This window comes from Ralstonia sp. AU12-08 (assembly GCF_000442475.1).
Lineage (GTDB): Bacteria > Pseudomonadota > Gammaproteobacteria > Burkholderiales > Burkholderiaceae > Ralstonia > Ralstonia insidiosa.
The window spans coordinates 35,661-51,207 of the sequence record NZ_ASZV01000038.1 but is presented as its reverse complement, the minus strand read 5'-3'; the positions used below and the strand labels follow the sequence as shown (position 1 = coordinate 51,207).

The window sequence follows — 15,547 nt, the reverse complement described above, 5'->3', positions numbered from 1 at the left end:
GGAATCGACTGATGAAGCACATCGTTAAGAACATCCATTTCGTGGGCATCGGCGGCGCCGGCATGAGCGGCATCGCCGAGGTGCTGCTGAATCTGGGCTACCGCGTGACGGGCTCGGATTTGGGAACGAGCGCGGCGACGCAGCGTCTCGCCTCGCTGGGCGCGACCGTCATGCAGGGCCACGCGCCGGAACACGTGATCGGCGCCAATGCGGTGGTAGTCTCCACCGCCGTGCGCGGTGACAACCCGGAAGTGTTGGCCGCGCGCGCCAAGCGCATCCCCATCGTGCCGCGCGCGGTGATGCTGGCCGAGTTGATGCGCCTGAAGCAGGGCATCGCCATCGCCGGTACGCACGGCAAGACGACCACCACCAGCCTGGTCGCCTCTGTATTGGCCGAAGGTGGCCTGGACCCGACCTTCGTGATCGGTGGTCGCCTGAATTCCGCTGGCGCCAACGCGCGGCTGGGCACCGGCGACTTCATCGTTGCCGAGGCGGATGAGTCCGACGCATCGTTCCTCAACCTGTTCCCCGTGATCGAGGTCATCACCAACATCGATGCCGATCACATGGAGACCTACGGGCACGATTTCTCGCGCCTGAAGCAGGCGTTCATCGAGTTTACGCAGCGCCTGCCGTTCTACGGCATTGCCGTGCTGTGCGTGGATGACCCGAACGTGCGCGAGATCCTGCCGTTCGTGTCCAAGCCGGTGGTGCGCTATGGCTTTGCCGAAGATGCGCAGATTCGTGCCGTTAATCCGCGCGCCGTGGATGGCCGCATGGAATTCACGGTGATCCGCCAGCTCAACGGCCATGCCGAGCCGCCGCTGTCGATCACGCTGAACCTGCCGGGCCTGCACAACGTGCAGAACGCGCTGGCCGCCATCGCCATCGCTACGGAACTGGAAGTGCCGGACGAGGCCATCGTCAAGGCGCTGGCCGAGTTCAACGGCGTGGGCCGCCGCTTCCAGCGTTACGGCGAAGTGCCGACCGCCGACGGCAAGGGCCGCTTCACGCTCATCGACGACTACGGCCACCACCCGGTCGAGATGGCTGCCACGCTGGCTGCCGCACGCGGCGCGTTCCCGGATCGTCGCCTCGTGCTGTCGTTCCAGCCGCACCGCTACACGCGCACGCGCGATTGCTTTGAAGATTTTGTGAAGGTGCTCGGCACCGTCGACGCACTGCTGCTGGCCGAGGTGTACGCCGCCGGTGAACCGCCCATCGTGGCGGCCGACGGTCGTGCGCTCACCCGCGCGCTGCGCGTGGCCAACAAGATCGAACCGGTGTTCGTGGAACAGATTGAAGAAATGCCACAAGCCATCCTGGATGTGGCGCAGGACAACGACGTGGTCATCACCATGGGTGCAGGGACGATCGGGCAAGTGCCGGGTCAGGTGGTTGCGCGGCAGGCTGAAGTACGCACCTCGAATGTGGTCGATCTGAATGGAGGCGCGGCAGCATGAGCACCGGTCCGTTCGTTCCGCATCCGACGATTGATCCGAAGTCCCTCGGCAAGGTCGGCGTGCTGCTGGGTGGCCGTTCGGCCGAGCGGGAGATTTCTCTGCTGTCGGGCAACGGTGTGCTGGCCGCGCTGCGTTCGCGTGGCGTGGATGCGCATCCGTTCGATCCGGGCCTGCAGCCGGTGGCTGAGCTTGCCAAGCAGGGTTTTGACCGCGTGGTGATTTCGCTGCACGGCCGCTTTGGTGAAGACGGCACGATCCAGGGGCTGCTCGAACAATTCGGCATTCCCTATACCGGCAGCGGCGTACTCGCGTCTGCGCTGGCAATGGACAAGGAAGCCACCAAGCGCCAATGGCAGACCCACGGCCTGCCCACGCCCGACTTCGTCATGCTCAAGGCCGACACCGACTGGCAAGCCGTGGCCGACCGCCTGGGCCTGCCGTTGATCGTCAAGCCGGCGCGCGAAGGGTCGTCGATCGGCCTGACCAAGGTCACGAGCGCTGCCGAACTACCCGCCGCCTACGAAAAGGCCGCGCGCCTGGACCGTGACGTGATGGCCGAGCAGTTCATCGACGGCGACGAGCTGACCTGCCCCGTGATCGGTGAAGGCGAGAGCGCGACCGCGCTGCCGCTGATCCGCATCGTCGCGCCGCAGGCCAACTATGACTACCAGAACAAGTACTTCACCGACGACACGCGCTACGAATGCCCGGCACCGATTCCGGCTGACGTGGCCGCCAAAGTGCAGTCGCTGGTGGTGCAGGCGTACCGCGGGCTGGGCTGCCGCGGCTGGGGCCGCGCCGACATCATGCTGCGCAAGTCCGACAACGCGCCGTTCCTGCTGGAGATGAACACGTCGCCGGGCATGACCGGCCATTCGCTGGTGCCAATGGGCGCGCGCGCTGCGGGCATCAGCTACGAAGATTTCGTGTTGCAACTGGCGGCTAGCGCGTCGCTGGAGCTGCACGCGAGCACTGATTGGAAACCTGAGTAAGCCGAACCGGCCAGCACAACGTTATGTGGCACAACACCCGTCTCCTCAACGCCGTCGCGAGTGCGCTGTATGCGCTGCTCGCGCTCGGCGGTTTGGGCGTGGGGGCGGTCTGGCTGATGCAGCGTCCGATGTTCCAGTTGCAGCAGGTGCGCGTGATGCCGATGGCGGGTAGCGAAATGCGCCACGTCAACGCGCCGAGCCTGCGCGCCAACGCGTTGGTCAAGCTGCGCGGCAACTTCTTCACGCTGAACCTGGACGACGCGCGGCAGGCCTTCGAATCGGTGCCCTGGGTGCGCCACGCCAGCGTGCGTCGCGTGTGGCCCAACGGGCTGCTGGTGGAAGTCCAGGAACACGAAGCGCTGGGCACGTGGGGCGGCAACGACTCCGGCAAGCTGGTCAATACGTACGGCGAGGTCTTCGTTGCCAACCTGGCCGAGGCGGAAGACGACGCTGATCTGGTGGCGCTGGCCGGCCCCGACGGTACCGAGCAGGAAGTGGTCGACAAGCTGGAAACCATGACCGAGTGGTTCAAGCCGATGAACACCGAGCCCGTGAGCGTGACGCTCACCGACCGCTACGCCTGGCGCGCGCGGTTGTCCAACGGCACGGTCGTCGAGTTTGGCCGCGAGTTGAATGATGACGATCGCACCGCGCTGGCCGCGCGTGCCCGCCGCTTTGTGCGTGCGTGGCCGCAGGTCACGCAGCGCTGGGGCGGTCAGATTGAATACGCCGATCTGCGTTACCCCAACGGGTTCGCGGTTCGGGCGGCGGGTGTGCGCTTCCTGACCGATGCGCAGGCTGCGGTGCTGGCCAAGGGGGGCAAGTTGCCCGGCACCACGAATGGCACCAACAGTGCCGCAAAGCCGAAAGCCACGCTGGGGGGTAAGCCGGTGGCCAACAACAAAGCAACGCGAAGCACAGAGAAAACGCGATGAGCAAGGAATACAAGGATCTTCTGGTCGGGCTGGATATCGGCACCTCCAAGGTAGTAGCGGTGGTGGCCGAGCTGCGCCCCGACGGCGCCTACGAGGTCATCGGCATGGGCCAGACCGAATCGAAGGGGCTGAAGAAGGGCGTGGTCGTCAATATCGAGGCGACCGTCCAGTCGATCCAGAAAGCGCTCGAAGAAGCGGAGCTGATGGCTGACTGCAAGATCGGCGAGGTGTTCACGGGCATCGCCGGCAGCCATATCCGCAGCTTCAATTCGAGCGGCATGGTGGCGATCAAGGACAAGGAAGTCACCTCCACCGATGTGGCGCGCGTGATCGAGACCGCCAAGGCCGTCAACATCCCGACCGATCAGCAGATCCTGCACATCCTCACGCAGGAATTCATCATCGACGGCCAGGAAGACGTGCGCGAGCCGATCGGCATGAGCGGCATCCGCCTGGAAGTGAAGGTGCACATCGTGACGGGCGCGGTGAGCGCGGCGCAGAACATCGTCAAGTGCGTGCGCCGCTGCGGGCTGGAAGTGCACGACCTGATCCTGCAGCCGCTGGCGTCAAGCCTGGCCGTGCTGACCGAAGACGAAAAGGAACTCGGTGTGGTGCTGGTCGACATCGGCAGCGGCACGACCGACATCGCCATCTTCAGCGAAGGCGCGATCCGCCATACGGCTGTGATCCCCATCGCCGGTGACCAGATCACCAACGACGTCGCCATGGCCCTGCGCACGCCGACGCCGGACGCCGAGGACATCAAGGTCCAGTACGGCATCGCCAAGCAGGTGCTGGCCGATCCGGACGAGATGATCGACGTGCCGGGTGTGGGCGATCGCGGCCCGCGCACGCTCTCGCGCCAGGCGTTGGCCGCCGTGATCGAGCCGCGCGTGGAAGAGCTGTTCTCGCTCGTGCACCAAGTGGTGCGTGAATCCGGTTACGAGGAATTGCTCTCCAGCGGCGTGGTCCTCACCGGGGGCACCGCAATGATGCCCGGCATGGTCGAACTGGGTGAAGACATGTTCTTGAAGCCCGTGCGCGTGGGTGTGCCTGAGTACCGCGGCAACCTGCACGAGGTGGTGAAGAGCCCGCGTTACGCCACGGTGATGGGCCTGCTGCAGGAAGGCCGCGTGCAACGCATGCGCGGGCGCAAGGTGGTTGTGCAGTCCGGATCGGCCAAGCAGATCTGGACGCGCATGAAGGAATGGTTCATCGGCAATTTCTAAGCACGCGTGTGCTGAGGATTGGCGATGTGCTCCGCGATGTGTTCACACACGGGAGCAAGTTGAGTTTCTTGTTTTGATGTTTTTTGTTCAGGAACCAGGGGTTGCGGCGGGGAGGCTGCATCGTCTGGGACTGATCACTTCTGGAGGCAACGATGGACTTCGACATGATTGAAACGGAAATGCAGGACGGCACCATCATCAAGGTGGTCGGCGTCGGCGGCGCGGGCGGTAACGCCGTGCAGCACATGATCAGCCGCGGCGTGCAAGGCGTGGAATTCATCTGCATGAACACCGATGCGCAAGCGCTCAAGCGCTCGACCGCATCGCGCGTGCTGCAACTGGGCAGCACGGGCCTGGGCGCTGGTGCCAAGCCGGAAGTCGGCAAGCACTGCGCAGATGAAGCACGTGAACAGATCGCCGATGCACTGCGCGGCGCGCACATGGTCTTCATCACCGCCGGCATGGGCGGCGGCACGGGCACGGGCGCGGCCCCGGTGGTCGCACAGATCGCCAAGGAAATGGGCATCCTGACCGTGGGCGTGGTCTCCAAGCCGTTCGACTTCGAGGGTGCACGCCGCTCGAAGGTGGGCGAGCATGGTGCCAACGAACTCGAAGGCAACGTTGATTCGCTGATCGTCGTGCTCAACGAGAAGCTCTTCGAAGTCATGGGCGATGACGCCGAGATGGACAAGTGCTTCCAGTGCGCCGACGATGTGCTGCACAACGCTGTGGCCGGCATTGCGGAAATCATCAACGTCGACGGTCTGGTGAACGTCGACTTTGAAGACGTGAAGACCGTGATGGGCGAACAAGGCAAGGCGATGATGGGCACGGCCACCGTGTCCGGCGTCGACCGTGCACGCCTGGCCGCCGAGCAAGCTGTGGCAAGCCCGCTGCTGGAAGGCGTGGACCTGTCGGGCGCGCGCGGCGTGCTGGTCAATATCACGGCCAGCCGCTCGCTGAAGCTGTCCGAGACCAAGGAAGTGATGAACACCATCCGCAGCTATGCCGCGGAAGATGCCACCGTCATTTTCGGTACGGTCTACGACGACGCCATGGGCGATGCGCTGCGCGTGACCGTGGTCGCGACCGGCCTGGGCCGCGCTGCCCGTAACAAGCAGCAACAGCAGCAGACGATGACGTTGCTCAAGACCGGTACCGATAACCAGCCGGTGGCCTTTGGCGGTGGCGCCATGGGTCATTCGGTGGCGGCCGCGCCGGACTACAGCAGCTTCGACACCCCGGCCGTGTGGCGCAGCTCGCGTGAGTCGGCGTCGGCTCACGTGGCAGCACTGCAGGAAAAGGGCGTCGACACGTACGACATTCCGGCATTCCTGCGCAAGCAGGCGGACTGAGTCAGGCAAAGCGCCCGCGCACGTCCGGCTGCCGGTGGCACCCCACGCCGCGTGCGGCTCACGGCTCCCCTCCCGTGACCGCCGTTGTGTGATGGTCTGCCGCTGAACAGTCGACAGCGCGCGACATCAGTAGACGAATAGGACACAGTCGTTGCCGCCGGGCGGGCTGGCCTCTGGCCGCCTCCCCGGAAGGGTTCAGCCCGCCCGGCGGGTGTGCCCGTTCGTCGTGTCGCGTGTGGTGCAATGTTCCTGATGTGGTTGTCTCCCAAGACCGCCCGCGTGATCTCCTCACGCGGGCGGTCTCGTTCTATGATCGCGGTATCAGTGCGCAACAATTCATCACCATCATGATCCAGCCTGGTCAACCGCTTCCCGATGCGACGGTCTACGAGTTCTTCCAAGTGGAGAAGGATGGCTGCGCGCTCGGACCCAACGCCTTTTCGGTCGAGCACCTGGCAGAAGGCAAGACGGTCGTCATCTTTGGCCTGCCCGGCGCCTTTACGCCGACCTGCTCGGCGCGCCATGTGCCGGGCTATGTGGCGAACTACGACGCGCTGCGTGCGAAGGGTGTCGACGAGATCTGGTGCGTGTCCGTCAACGACGCGTTCGTGATGGGCGCATGGGCGCAAGCGCAAGGCACCGACGACAAGATCCGCATGCTGGCCGATGGCAGCGCGGAGTTCACCCGCAAGCTCGGCCTGGACCAGGATCTCTCCAAGCGCGGCATGGGTGTACGCTCGCAGCGCTACGCGATGGTCGTGAAAGACGGTGTGGTAACAGCGCTACAAGTGGAGGCTCCGGGGCAGTTTGCTGTCAGCGACGCGGAATCGATCTTGGCGATACTCTGACGCCACGCCAAAACCCTCCAAATGGCGGAGCCCAGCCCGCCAGGCACGCCGCCACAGGACGGATGGGGCATCTGCTGAGCGTTCGCGCGCGTTAAGGTTGAGCAGAATGCGGAGGCCTCTAACATCCCGATACAAAAGTCGTTTTGAAGGCAGGGGTGTGAAAATGGTATGCTTAGGGTTATCACCTATGCAGACCGCATAGATAAAAACAATCGTACAGAATTCGTGAGTTGAGGGCGGCCATGTTGAAACAACGCACCATCAAGTCCGTCGTCAAGACCGTCGGCATCGGGTTGCACTCGGGCCGCAAGGTGACGTTGACGTTGCGCCCGGCAGCCGCAGGCACCGGCATCGTGTTCACGCGTGTCGACCTCGACCCGGCTGTTGAGATTCCCGCCAGCGCCAGCGCCATTGGCGACACCCGCCTGGCTTCCGTGCTGCAGAAGGACGGCGCTCGCGTGTCGACCGTCGAGCACCTGATGTCGGCGTGTGCCGGCCTGGGCATCGACAACCTGTATATCGACGTCGATGAGGAAGAGATTCCCATCATGGACGGCAGCGCGGCCTCGTTTGTATTCCTGCTGCAATCGGCAGGCATCGAAGAGCAGGGCGCTGCCAAGCGCTTCATCCGCGTGACCAAGCCGGTGGAAATCCGTGAGGGCGACAAGCTCGCCCGCCTGGATCCGTATTTCGGTTTCAAGCTCGCATTCACGATCGAGTTTCGCCATCCGGCCATCGACAAGACCGGCCGGACCTTCGAAATCGACTTTGCCGACACCAGCTACACGCGCGAGATCGCCCGTGCGCGCACTTTCGGTTTTGCGCATGAGTTCGAGATGCTGCGCGAAGTGGGCCTTGCACGCGGTGGCAGTCTCGACAACGCCATCGTGCTCGACGAGCACCGCATGCTGAACAACGATGAACTGCGCTACGGCGATGAGTTTGTCCGCCACAAGATTCTCGACGCAATTGGCGATCTGTATGTGGTGGGGCATCCGCTGATCGCCGCCTATACGGCGCACAAGTCGGGCCACGGCTTGAACAATGCGCTGCTGCGCGCGCTGCTGGCAGACGAAACGGCTTACGAGATCGTCACGTTCGACAAGGTGGAAGAAGCACCGCGCGCCTTTCTGCCGCAGTTACAACCGGCGTTTTCCTGATCGGTTGCTGCGATTGCAAGCATGAAAAAAGCGCCCTACGGGGCGCTTTTCATTTGGGTGCCGTGCGCGGCGGGACATGCCTCGCAACCATCTCCGCCAAGGCTTGGCGTAGCGGCGAATCGGGTAATTCGTTGGCCAGCGCCGCCAGGCTGTTGATCCCAACTGCTGTCATCTTGGCGCGTTTGGGCGGCTTTTCGGTCTCTTGTGGCCATAAGCTGTCATTTCCGCCCTGCGGTTGTACCCGTACACGAATTGCGGTAATCTGCGATCCCCGGCGCTGCAGACGCTCCAGCAAGGTGGGTACCACCTGCCGTAAGCGCGCCGCAGCCGCACTATGTGCGGCGAGCAACACCAAGGTCGCTTCCCGGCTGTCGCGCGCATCGTTCTTGATGCCGCCGATTGCCACGCCGCCGCCCAAGCCGGGCGGCAAGAGCGACAACACCTCCGCTTCCAACGACGCCAATTGCTTGGCCGCCTGCATCAGCGGGCCGACCGAGCCGGCACCCGAGAGCCAGTCCTGGACCGGTTTTGCTATGGGCGTCTTGAGAGCGGGATGAACAAAGATTCGCATGCCGGCATTGTAGGGCGCTTCATTGCGCTTTCGTGCCGTTGGGCGGCTTTTTTGTCCCTTCTTGGGGCCATGGGCGAGCGATGCAGATCATCCTGATTCATCCGCGCAAGACTGGCGCGGTGCACCTGTCGCGGCGCAGTGTCGTCGCGGCTATCGGTGCGGCGCTGCTGGCCGTTGCGGCATTGTCGGGCGGGGCGATGTGGCTGGCGGTCAAGCAGGGCCTGGTGCCTGGCGCCGCTCTGTCCGGCACCTCCGGTGCCGACTCCAGCGTAACCCGCGAAAACCTCAACCTGATGGCCGCGCGCATCGGCGAAATGCAGGCGCATATGGTGCGCCTGGATGCGCTGGGCGCACGCGTATCGGGTCTGGCCGGCGTCCCGCCGCGCGAGTTCGACTTCAAGTCGCAGCCTGGACGCGGTGGGCCGGAGGGCGCTTTCTCTCGTGCAGTGTCGATGCCGGAGATCCAATCCGAGCTCGATCGCCTGACGCGCTCCGCAGACCAGCGTAACGATTACCTCAGCGTGCTCGAGAGCACCCTGATGGACCGCCAGATTCACGCCAAGATGATGCCGACGGTGCGCCCGGTGGCGGTTGGCTATGACTCGTCGGGCTTTGGTGCCCGCATCGATCCATTCACTGGCCGGCGCACGCAACATGACGGTGTGGACTTTGTCGCGCCTGTGGGCACGCCTATCGTGGCGGCGGCTGGTGGCGTGGTGGTGGCCAGCGAATACCGCAGCGATTACGGCAACATGGTCGACATCGACCACGGCAACGGCTTGAAGACGCGGTATGCGCACGCGTCCAAGGTGTTCGTGAAGATTGGTGACATCGTCAAGGCGGGTGAGCGCATCGCGCTGGTGGGTCGCACCGGACGTGCCACCGGGTCGCACCTGCACTTCGAGGTGCACGTCAACGATGTGCCGCAGAATCCGGTGGCCTTCCTGGAAAACACCGGTCAACCCAAGATGGCCGTGACCAAGACGCCTGCCCCGCAGGTTGCAGCGGCTGATATCGGCAAGAGCATGGCGGCCGCTGGCCACTGACTGCGCCGGGTTGCAATTGGGGCGCCCGTCCCCAAATCAGCGTGATTGCGCGGCTGCCCCGGACTGGTTCCGGGGCGTCACGAAAGTGCGGCGTTCCTGCCACATCCGGCCGGTCTGCTGCCATCAAACGGGGGGTTGGCGCATGCTAAACTCCCGCCTTTGCGCCAACCCTATTCGGGCCGTTGCGCCGCCTGTATTTCGCCGTCTCTCGCGAAGCGTTTTTTCGGGTAGCACACCGGCCCTAGCCATCGATGATCACGGGCCTTCTCAAGAAGATTTTCGGCAGCCGCAATGAGCGGCTGATCAAACAGTACCGCCGCAAGGTGGCGCAGATCAATGCGCTCGAGCCCAAGTTCGAGGCGCTCTCCGATACCGAGCTGCAGGCCAAGACCGAGGAGTTCCGCCAGCGCTTCGCCAAGGGCGAGACGCTGGACGCGCTGCTGCCCGAAGCGTTTGCCGTGTGCCGCGAGGCCAGCAAGCGCGTGATGAAGATGCGCCACTTTGACGTGCAGATGATCGGCGGCATGGTCTTGCACGACGGCAAGATCGCTGAAATGCGCACGGGCGAAGGCAAGACGCTCACGGCGACGCTGGCGGTGTACCTGAATGCCATCTCCGGTCAGGGCGTGCACGTCATCACGGTCAACGACTACCTCGCGCAGCGTGATGCGGAGTGGATGGGCCAGCTCTACAACTGGCTGGGTCTGTCGGTGGGGGTCAACCTGACCACCATGGACCACGACCAGAAGCAAGCCGCTTACGCGTCGGACATCACCTACGGTACCAACAACGAGTTCGGCTTCGATTACTTGCGCGACAACATGGTGTACGACGCCGGCCAGCGCGTGCAGCGTCCGCTGAACTACGCCATCGTCGATGAGGTCGACTCGATCCTGATCGACGAGGCGCGCACGCCGCTGATCATCTCCGGCCAGGCTGAAGACCACACCGACCTGTACCGCCGCATGAACGGCATCCCGGCCCAGCTCACGCGCCAGATCGGCGAAGAGAAAGCCGATGGTACGGGTGTCGAGAAGCCGGGCGACTACTACGTCGACGAGAAATCGCACCAGGTCTACCTGACCGAATCGGGCCACGAAAAGGCTGAGCAGATCCTGCTGCAGGCTGGCCTGATCGGCGAGGGCGAATCGCTCTACGCGCCGCAGAACATCACGCTGATGCACCACCTGTACGCCGCCCTGCGCGCGCACAGCCTGTTCTTCCGCGATCAGCACTACGTGGTGCAGAACGGCGAAGTGGTCATCGTGGATGAATTCACCGGCCGCCTGATGACGGGCCGCCGCTGGTCCGACGGTCTGCACCAGGCTGTGGAAGCCAAGGAAGGCGTGCAGATCCAGCAGGAAAACCAGACGCTGGCGACCATTACGTTCCAGAACTACTTCCGCATGTACACCAAGCTGGCGGGCATGACCGGCACGGCGGATACGGAAGCGTACGAATTCCAGGAGATCTACGGTCTGGAAACCGTGGTGATCCCGACCAACCGCACGCCGCAGCGCAAGGACTTGCAGGATCAGATCTACAAGACCGGCAAGGAGCGCTACGACGCCGTCATCCGCGATATTCAAGATTGCTACGAGCGCGGTCAGCCGGTGCTGGTGGGCACGACGTCCATCGAAAACTCCGAGCTGCTGTCGAACCTGCTGAACCAGGTCAAGCTGCCGCACCAAGTGCTCAATGCCAAGCAGCACGAGCGCGAGGCCGCCATCATCGCGGAAGCGGGCCGCCCCAAGGCGATCACCATCGCGACCAACATGGCCGGTCGCGGTACCGACATCGTGCTGGGCGGCAACGTGGAGAAGCAATCTGGCTTCGTGATGGCCGATGCGTCGCTCTCCGACGAAGAAAAGGCCAAGCGCGTGAAGACGCTGCAGGACGAATGGCAATCGCTGCACGAGCAGGTGAAGGCTGCCGGCGGCCTGCACATTGTCGGCACCGAGCGCCATGAATCGCGCCGCATCGACAACCAGCTCCGTGGCCGTGCCGGCCGTCAGGGTGACCCGGGTTCGTCGCGTTTCTACCTGTCGCTGGACGACCAGCTGCTGCGCATCTTCGCGGGCGACCGCGTGCGCGCGATCATGGATCGCCTGAAGATGCCCGAAGGCGAGCCGATCGAAGCCGGCATCGTCACGCGCTCGATCGAATCGGCCCAGCGCAAGGTGGAAGGCCGCAACTTCGACATCCGCAAGCAACTGCTGCAGTACGACGACGTTGCCAACGACCAGCGCCGCGAAATCTACAAGCTGCGTAACGATATCCTGGAGGCAGGCGATATTGGCGATGTCGTCAAGAACCTGCGCGAATCCGTGTTCACCGAGCTGTTCCGCAACTACGTGCCGGCGGAAACAATGGAAGAGCAGTGGGATGTCGCCGGGCTGGAGAAGGCGCTGCGTGACGACTGGGGTGTTGACCTGCCGCTGGTGAAGACGCTGGAAGACGCCCAGTCCATCGAGGACGAAGCGCTGCTGAAGATGGTGCTGGACGCCGCCGAAGCGGTGTATGAGGGCAAGGTGGCGCAGGTTGGCCGTGAGTCCTTCGCCGGCTTCGAGCGTTCGGTGATGCTGCAGAGCCTCGATACGCACTGGCGCGAGCACTTGGCCGCGCTGGACATGCTGCGCCAGGGTATCCACCTGCGCGGCTATGCGCAGAAAGATCCGAAGCAGGAGTACAAGCGCGAGTCGTTCGAACTGTTCGGCCGCCTGCTCGATACCATTCGCAACGAAGTCACGCGTATCGTTTTCACGGTGCGCATCCAGTCGCAGGAGCAACTGGAGCAGGCTTCGGAGCAGATCGAAGAAGACCTGTCGGCGCTGAGCAACGTGCAGTACAAGCACGACGAGTTCAACGAGCTGGCCGAAGTGGCTGCTGGCGATGCCGAGATTCACGGTGCAGAGCCGGGCATGCCGGCCCACCGTTCGGCGGCATCGGCTGCTGCTGCGGCGCTGGCAGGCGAAGTGCCCAAGGTTGGCCGCAACGATCCGTGCCCGTGCGGTTCGGGCAAGAAGTACAAGCAGTGCCACGGCAAGCTGGCCTGATGCTGCTCACACGCGCCGCCAATGCGGCGCCGCATTTTCCTGCCGTTTTCTGTTGATTCACGATGCCCGCAATGCGGGCATCCTCATTTGAAAGGTGTGCTCCATGGCTGTGAATCTCGTTGCGCCTGCCGCTGACTCCCTGTTGCCGATCGACGGCGTAGACCTTGGCTGGGCCGAGGCTGGTGTCCGCAAGGCCAATCGCAAGGACGTGCTGCTGGTACGCATTGCCGAGGGTTCGAGCGTGGCCGGCGTATTCACGCAGAACCGTTTCTGCGCCGCACCCGTGCAGGTGTGCCGCGAACATCTGGCGAGCGGCCAGGGCGCACGCGCCATCGTCGTGAATACGGGCAACGCCAACGCGGGTACGGGTGCACCGGGCCTCGCGCATGCACGCCAGACCTGCGATGCGGTGGCCAAGCTGCTGGGCGTGTCGGCGGAGCAAGTGCTGCCGTTCTCGACGGGCGTGATTTTGGAGCCGCTGCCGGTTGATCGTATCGTTGCCGGATTGCCGGCGGCCCAGGCCAACGTCAAGCCGGACAACTGGCTGGCCGCCGCCGAAGCGATCATGACCACCGACACCGTACCCAAGGCCGCGTCTGCCACGTGCACGCTGTCGGGCAAGACGGTGCGCATGTCGGGCATCAGCAAGGGCGCGGGCATGATCCGCCCGAACATGGCGACGATGCTCGGCTTCATCGCCACCGATGCCAATGTCGACGAAGCCGTGCTGCAGGGTCTGGTGCGCTACGCAGCCGACCACTCGTTCAACAGCGTGACGGTGGACGGCGATACGTCGACCAACGACTCGTTCGTCATCATTGCCACGGGGCGCGCCGGCACGCCGCGCATCGATTCCGAGTCGCACCCCGACTACGTCGCACTGCGCGACGCACTGACCGGCCTCGCACAAGAACTCGCACAGAAGATCGTGCGCGACGGCGAGGGCGCCACCAAGTTCATGGCCATCCAGGTGGAAGGCGGTCGCAACGTGGATGAGTGCCGCCAGATCGCCTACGCGGTCGCGCACTCGCCGCTGGTCAAGACCGCGTTCTACGCATCGGACCCCAACCTGGGCCGCATCCTGGCGGCCGTCGGCTATGCCGGTGTCAATGACCTCGACGTGAATGGCGTCAACCTGTGGCTCGACGACGTGTGGGTCGCCCGTGACGGTGGCCGCAATCCCGAGTACCGCGAAGAAGACGGCCAGCGCGTGATGAAGCAGGCCGAGATCACCGTGCGCATCGCACTCGGCCGCGGCGACGCCACCGCCACCGTGTGGACGTGCGACTTCTCGCACGACTACGTGTCGATCAACGCGGATTACCGCTCGTAATCCGGAGTCTGCCGCTATGTCGTCTGATCTTTCCGCACGGCTCGACCGCTTCCTGGGGCGGCTTGAGCAGTGGCTGCCCCCTGAACTGACCGAAGCCGACTGGAACGAGGCGGTCGCCTTCCGTTGGCGGAAGCGCCAGAGCCTGTTCGGCAACATCGGCTATCTCGCGCCGATCCGCCAACTGCCGCCGATCCATCTGAGCGATTTGCACAACATCGAGCGTCAGAAGGACGCCATCGTCGCCAACACACGCCAGTTTGTGCAGAAGCTGCCGGCCAACAACGTGTTGCTCACAGGCGCGCGTGGCACGGGCAAGTCGTCGCTCATCAAGGCGTGCCTGAACGCATTCGTGAAGGACGGCCTGCGCCTGGTTGAAGTCGACAAGGATGACCTGGCTGACCTGGGCGATATCGTCGAGCGGTTGTCGCAGCGCCCCGAGCGCTTCGCGATCTTCTGCGACGACCTCTCGTTCGAAGAGGGGGAGTCGGGCTACAAGGCGCTGAAGTCTGCGCTGGACGGCTCGGTGGCGGCGCAGTCGGACAACGTGCTGATTTACGCCACGTCCAACCGGCGTCACCTGCTGCCGGAATACATGAAGGACAACGAGACCTACCAGCACACGTCGGATGGCGAAATCCATCCGGGCGAGGTAGTGGAAGAGAAGATCTCGCTGTCGGAGCGTTTTGGGTTGTGGTTGTCGTTCTACCCGCCCAAGCAGGACGAATACCTGACCATCGTCGGTCACTGGCTCAAGCACTTCGGTTGCAGCGATGAAGACATCGCCGCGGCACGTGGTGATGCGCTGGTCTGGGCGCTGGAGCGTGGTTCGCGTTCGGGCCGCGTGGCGTGGCAGTTTGCCCGCGACTGGGGTGGCAAGCATGGGCGGCAGCATGTCGACTGACAACCTGACGCAAGTGCCGCCGACGGGTGTGCCAACCCACACGCCCGACGGCCGCAAGATCACCGAAGTCGCCGTCGGCGTGCTTGTGCAGCCGGATGGCCAGTTCCTGCTGGCGCAGCGCCCCGAGAGCAAGCCGTATGCGGGCTATTGGGAGTTTCCTGGCGGCAAGCTGGAGGCGGGCGAATCGGTCGAAGCTGCGCTCACGCGTGAGCTGAAGGAAGAGCTGGATGTCACGCTGCGCACCTGCGTGCCGTGGCACACCATCGAGCACGACTATCCGCACGCGTATGTGCGGCTGCACTTCTGCAAGGTGACGTCGTGGGAAGGCACGCTGCGGGCGCTGGAAGGTCAGGACTTCGCCTGGCAGATGCTGCCGATCAATGTCGATCCGGTGCTGCCGGCGACGCTGCCCGTATTCGAATGGATGCGTGAGGAAGCGACGGCTAGTTGAGCTTGCCGCTCGGATCACCGCCCGGCGCGTCGGGCGGTAGGTCGTCGTCTTCCACCACCGGAATCGTGTACTGCTCGGCAGCCCAGGCGCCCAGGTCGATTTGTTTGCAGCGCTCGGAGCAGAATGGACGGTAGCGGCTCTCAGATACCCAAGGTACTGGCTTGCCGCAGGTCGGGCATTTGACGGTCTTCACATTCATGGCGCGGC

Annotated in this window: 14 protein-coding genes; 12 read left to right on the top strand and 2 right to left on the bottom strand. The window is 64.0% G+C overall.

Going from position 1 to position 15,547, the window contains the following annotated elements; genetic code table 11:
* Window positions 1–11 precede the first annotated feature (11 nt).
* The 7 genes from murC (at window position 12) to lpxC (ending at window position 7,982) form a co-directional block, all read left to right on the top strand.
* The gene (murC, locus tag C404_RS48805) at window positions 12–1,463 is read left to right on the top strand and encodes a UDP-N-acetylmuramate--L-alanine ligase (protein WP_021196102.1); all 1,452 of its coding nucleotides are present in this window, start codon (window positions 12–14) and stop codon (window positions 1,461–1,463) included.
* On the top strand, window positions 1,460–2,455 hold the full coding sequence (locus tag C404_RS48800) for a D-alanine--D-alanine ligase (RefSeq protein ID WP_021196101.1): 996 nt from the start codon (window positions 1,460–1,462) through the stop codon (window positions 2,453–2,455). Before murC ends, C404_RS48800 begins: the two co-directional genes overlap by 4 nt.
* A gap of 23 nt (window positions 2,456–2,478) precedes the next feature.
* Window positions 2,479–3,390 (top strand): cell division protein FtsQ/DivIB, encoded by a 912-nt coding sequence (locus C404_RS48795; protein ID WP_021196100.1) that lies wholly within the window; start codon window positions 2,479–2,481, stop codon window positions 3,388–3,390.
* The gene (gene ftsA / locus C404_RS48790; protein WP_021196099.1) at window positions 3,387–4,619 is read left to right on the top strand and encodes a cell division protein FtsA; all 1,233 of its coding nucleotides are present in this window, start codon (window positions 3,387–3,389) and stop codon (window positions 4,617–4,619) included. Before C404_RS48795 ends, ftsA begins: the two co-directional genes overlap by 4 nt.
* A gap of 152 nt (window positions 4,620–4,771) precedes the next feature.
* A complete protein-coding gene (gene ftsZ / locus C404_RS48785) occupies window positions 4,772–5,974 on the top strand; it encodes a cell division protein FtsZ (RefSeq protein ID WP_021196098.1) in 1,203 nt (400 codons plus the stop codon).
* A gap of 347 nt (window positions 5,975–6,321) precedes the next feature.
* Window positions 6,322–6,822, top strand: coding sequence for a peroxiredoxin (locus tag C404_RS48780; protein WP_031329741.1), 501 nt, complete (start codon window positions 6,322–6,324; stop codon window positions 6,820–6,822).
* 242 nt (window positions 6,823–7,064) lie between these two features.
* On the top strand, window positions 7,065–7,982 hold the full coding sequence (gene lpxC, locus C404_RS48775) for a UDP-3-O-acyl-N-acetylglucosamine deacetylase (RefSeq protein ID WP_021196096.1): 918 nt from the start codon (window positions 7,065–7,067) through the stop codon (window positions 7,980–7,982).
* 49 nt (window positions 7,983–8,031) lie between these two features.
* Here lpxC and C404_RS48770 read toward each other — a convergent pair whose 3' ends face one another.
* Complete coding sequence (locus tag C404_RS48770; RefSeq protein ID WP_021196095.1) at window positions 8,032–8,553, bottom strand: DciA family protein; 522 nt, start codon at window positions 8,551–8,553, stop codon at window positions 8,032–8,034.
* Window positions 8,554–8,633: 80 nt separating this feature from the next.
* Here C404_RS48770 and C404_RS48765 point away from each other — a divergent pair, with 80 nt between their 5' ends.
* From C404_RS48765 to C404_RS48745, 5 genes are all read left to right on the top strand, one after another.
* Window positions 8,634–9,599: a M23 family metallopeptidase gene (locus C404_RS48765; RefSeq protein WP_021196094.1), complete on the top strand. Its 966-nt coding sequence runs from the start codon at window positions 8,634–8,636 to the stop codon at window positions 9,597–9,599.
* Window positions 9,600–9,850: 251 nt separating this feature from the next.
* Window positions 9,851–12,655, top strand: a complete 2,805-nt coding sequence (secA, locus tag C404_RS48760; RefSeq protein WP_021196093.1) for a preprotein translocase subunit SecA — start codon at window positions 9,851–9,853, stop codon at window positions 12,653–12,655.
* A gap of 103 nt (window positions 12,656–12,758) precedes the next feature.
* Window positions 12,759–13,988, top strand: a complete 1,230-nt coding sequence (gene argJ, locus C404_RS48755; protein WP_021196092.1) for a bifunctional glutamate N-acetyltransferase/amino-acid acetyltransferase ArgJ — start codon at window positions 12,759–12,761, stop codon at window positions 13,986–13,988.
* A gap of 16 nt (window positions 13,989–14,004) precedes the next feature.
* The gene (locus C404_RS48750; protein ID WP_021196091.1) at window positions 14,005–14,889 is read left to right on the top strand and encodes an ATP-binding protein; all 885 of its coding nucleotides are present in this window, start codon (window positions 14,005–14,007) and stop codon (window positions 14,887–14,889) included.
* Complete coding sequence (locus C404_RS48745) at window positions 14,879–15,340, top strand: NUDIX domain-containing protein (protein WP_031329740.1); 462 nt, start codon at window positions 14,879–14,881, stop codon at window positions 15,338–15,340. The genes C404_RS48750 and C404_RS48745 overlap by 11 nt, the downstream gene beginning before the upstream one ends.
* Here the strand turns inward: C404_RS48745 and yacG are convergent.
* Complete coding sequence (gene yacG / locus C404_RS48740) at window positions 15,333–15,539, bottom strand: DNA gyrase inhibitor YacG (RefSeq protein WP_021196089.1); 207 nt, start codon at window positions 15,537–15,539, stop codon at window positions 15,333–15,335. The genes C404_RS48745 and yacG overlap by 8 nt on opposite strands.
* Window positions 15,540–15,547: the final 8 nt, after the last annotated feature.

What these genes read in the sequence shown, in the direction of transcription:
- secA (WP_021196093.1), top strand. Translation starts at nt 9,851, where the DNA reads ATGATCACGGGCCTTCTCAAGAAGATTTTCGGCAGCCGCAATGAGCGG.
- murC (WP_021196102.1), top strand. Translation starts at nt 12, where the DNA reads ATGAAGCACATCGTTAAGAACATCCATTTCGTGGGCATCGGCGGCGCC.
- C404_RS48750 (WP_021196091.1), top strand. Translation starts at nt 14,005, where the DNA reads ATGTCGTCTGATCTTTCCGCACGGCTCGACCGCTTCCTGGGGCGGCTT.
- lpxC (WP_021196096.1), top strand. Translation starts at nt 7,065, where the DNA reads ATGTTGAAACAACGCACCATCAAGTCCGTCGTCAAGACCGTCGGCATC.
- yacG (WP_021196089.1), bottom strand. Translation starts at nt 15,539, where the DNA reads ATGAATGTGAAGACCGTCAAATGCCCGACCTGCGGCAAGCCAGTACCT.
- argJ (WP_021196092.1), top strand. Translation starts at nt 12,759, where the DNA reads ATGGCTGTGAATCTCGTTGCGCCTGCCGCTGACTCCCTGTTGCCGATC.
- C404_RS48800 (WP_021196101.1), top strand. Translation starts at nt 1,460, where the DNA reads ATGAGCACCGGTCCGTTCGTTCCGCATCCGACGATTGATCCGAAGTCC.
- C404_RS48770 (WP_021196095.1), bottom strand. Translation starts at nt 8,553, where the DNA reads ATGCGAATCTTTGTTCATCCCGCTCTCAAGACGCCCATAGCAAAACCG.
- ftsA (WP_021196099.1), top strand. Translation starts at nt 3,387, where the DNA reads ATGAGCAAGGAATACAAGGATCTTCTGGTCGGGCTGGATATCGGCACC.
- C404_RS48745 (WP_031329740.1), top strand. Translation starts at nt 14,879, where the DNA reads ATGTCGACTGACAACCTGACGCAAGTGCCGCCGACGGGTGTGCCAACC.
- C404_RS48780 (WP_031329741.1), top strand. Translation starts at nt 6,322, where the DNA reads ATGATCCAGCCTGGTCAACCGCTTCCCGATGCGACGGTCTACGAGTTC.
- ftsZ (WP_021196098.1), top strand. Translation starts at nt 4,772, where the DNA reads ATGGACTTCGACATGATTGAAACGGAAATGCAGGACGGCACCATCATC.
- C404_RS48795 (WP_021196100.1), top strand. Translation starts at nt 2,479, where the DNA reads ATGTGGCACAACACCCGTCTCCTCAACGCCGTCGCGAGTGCGCTGTAT.
- C404_RS48765 (WP_021196094.1), top strand. Translation starts at nt 8,634, where the DNA reads ATGCAGATCATCCTGATTCATCCGCGCAAGACTGGCGCGGTGCACCTG.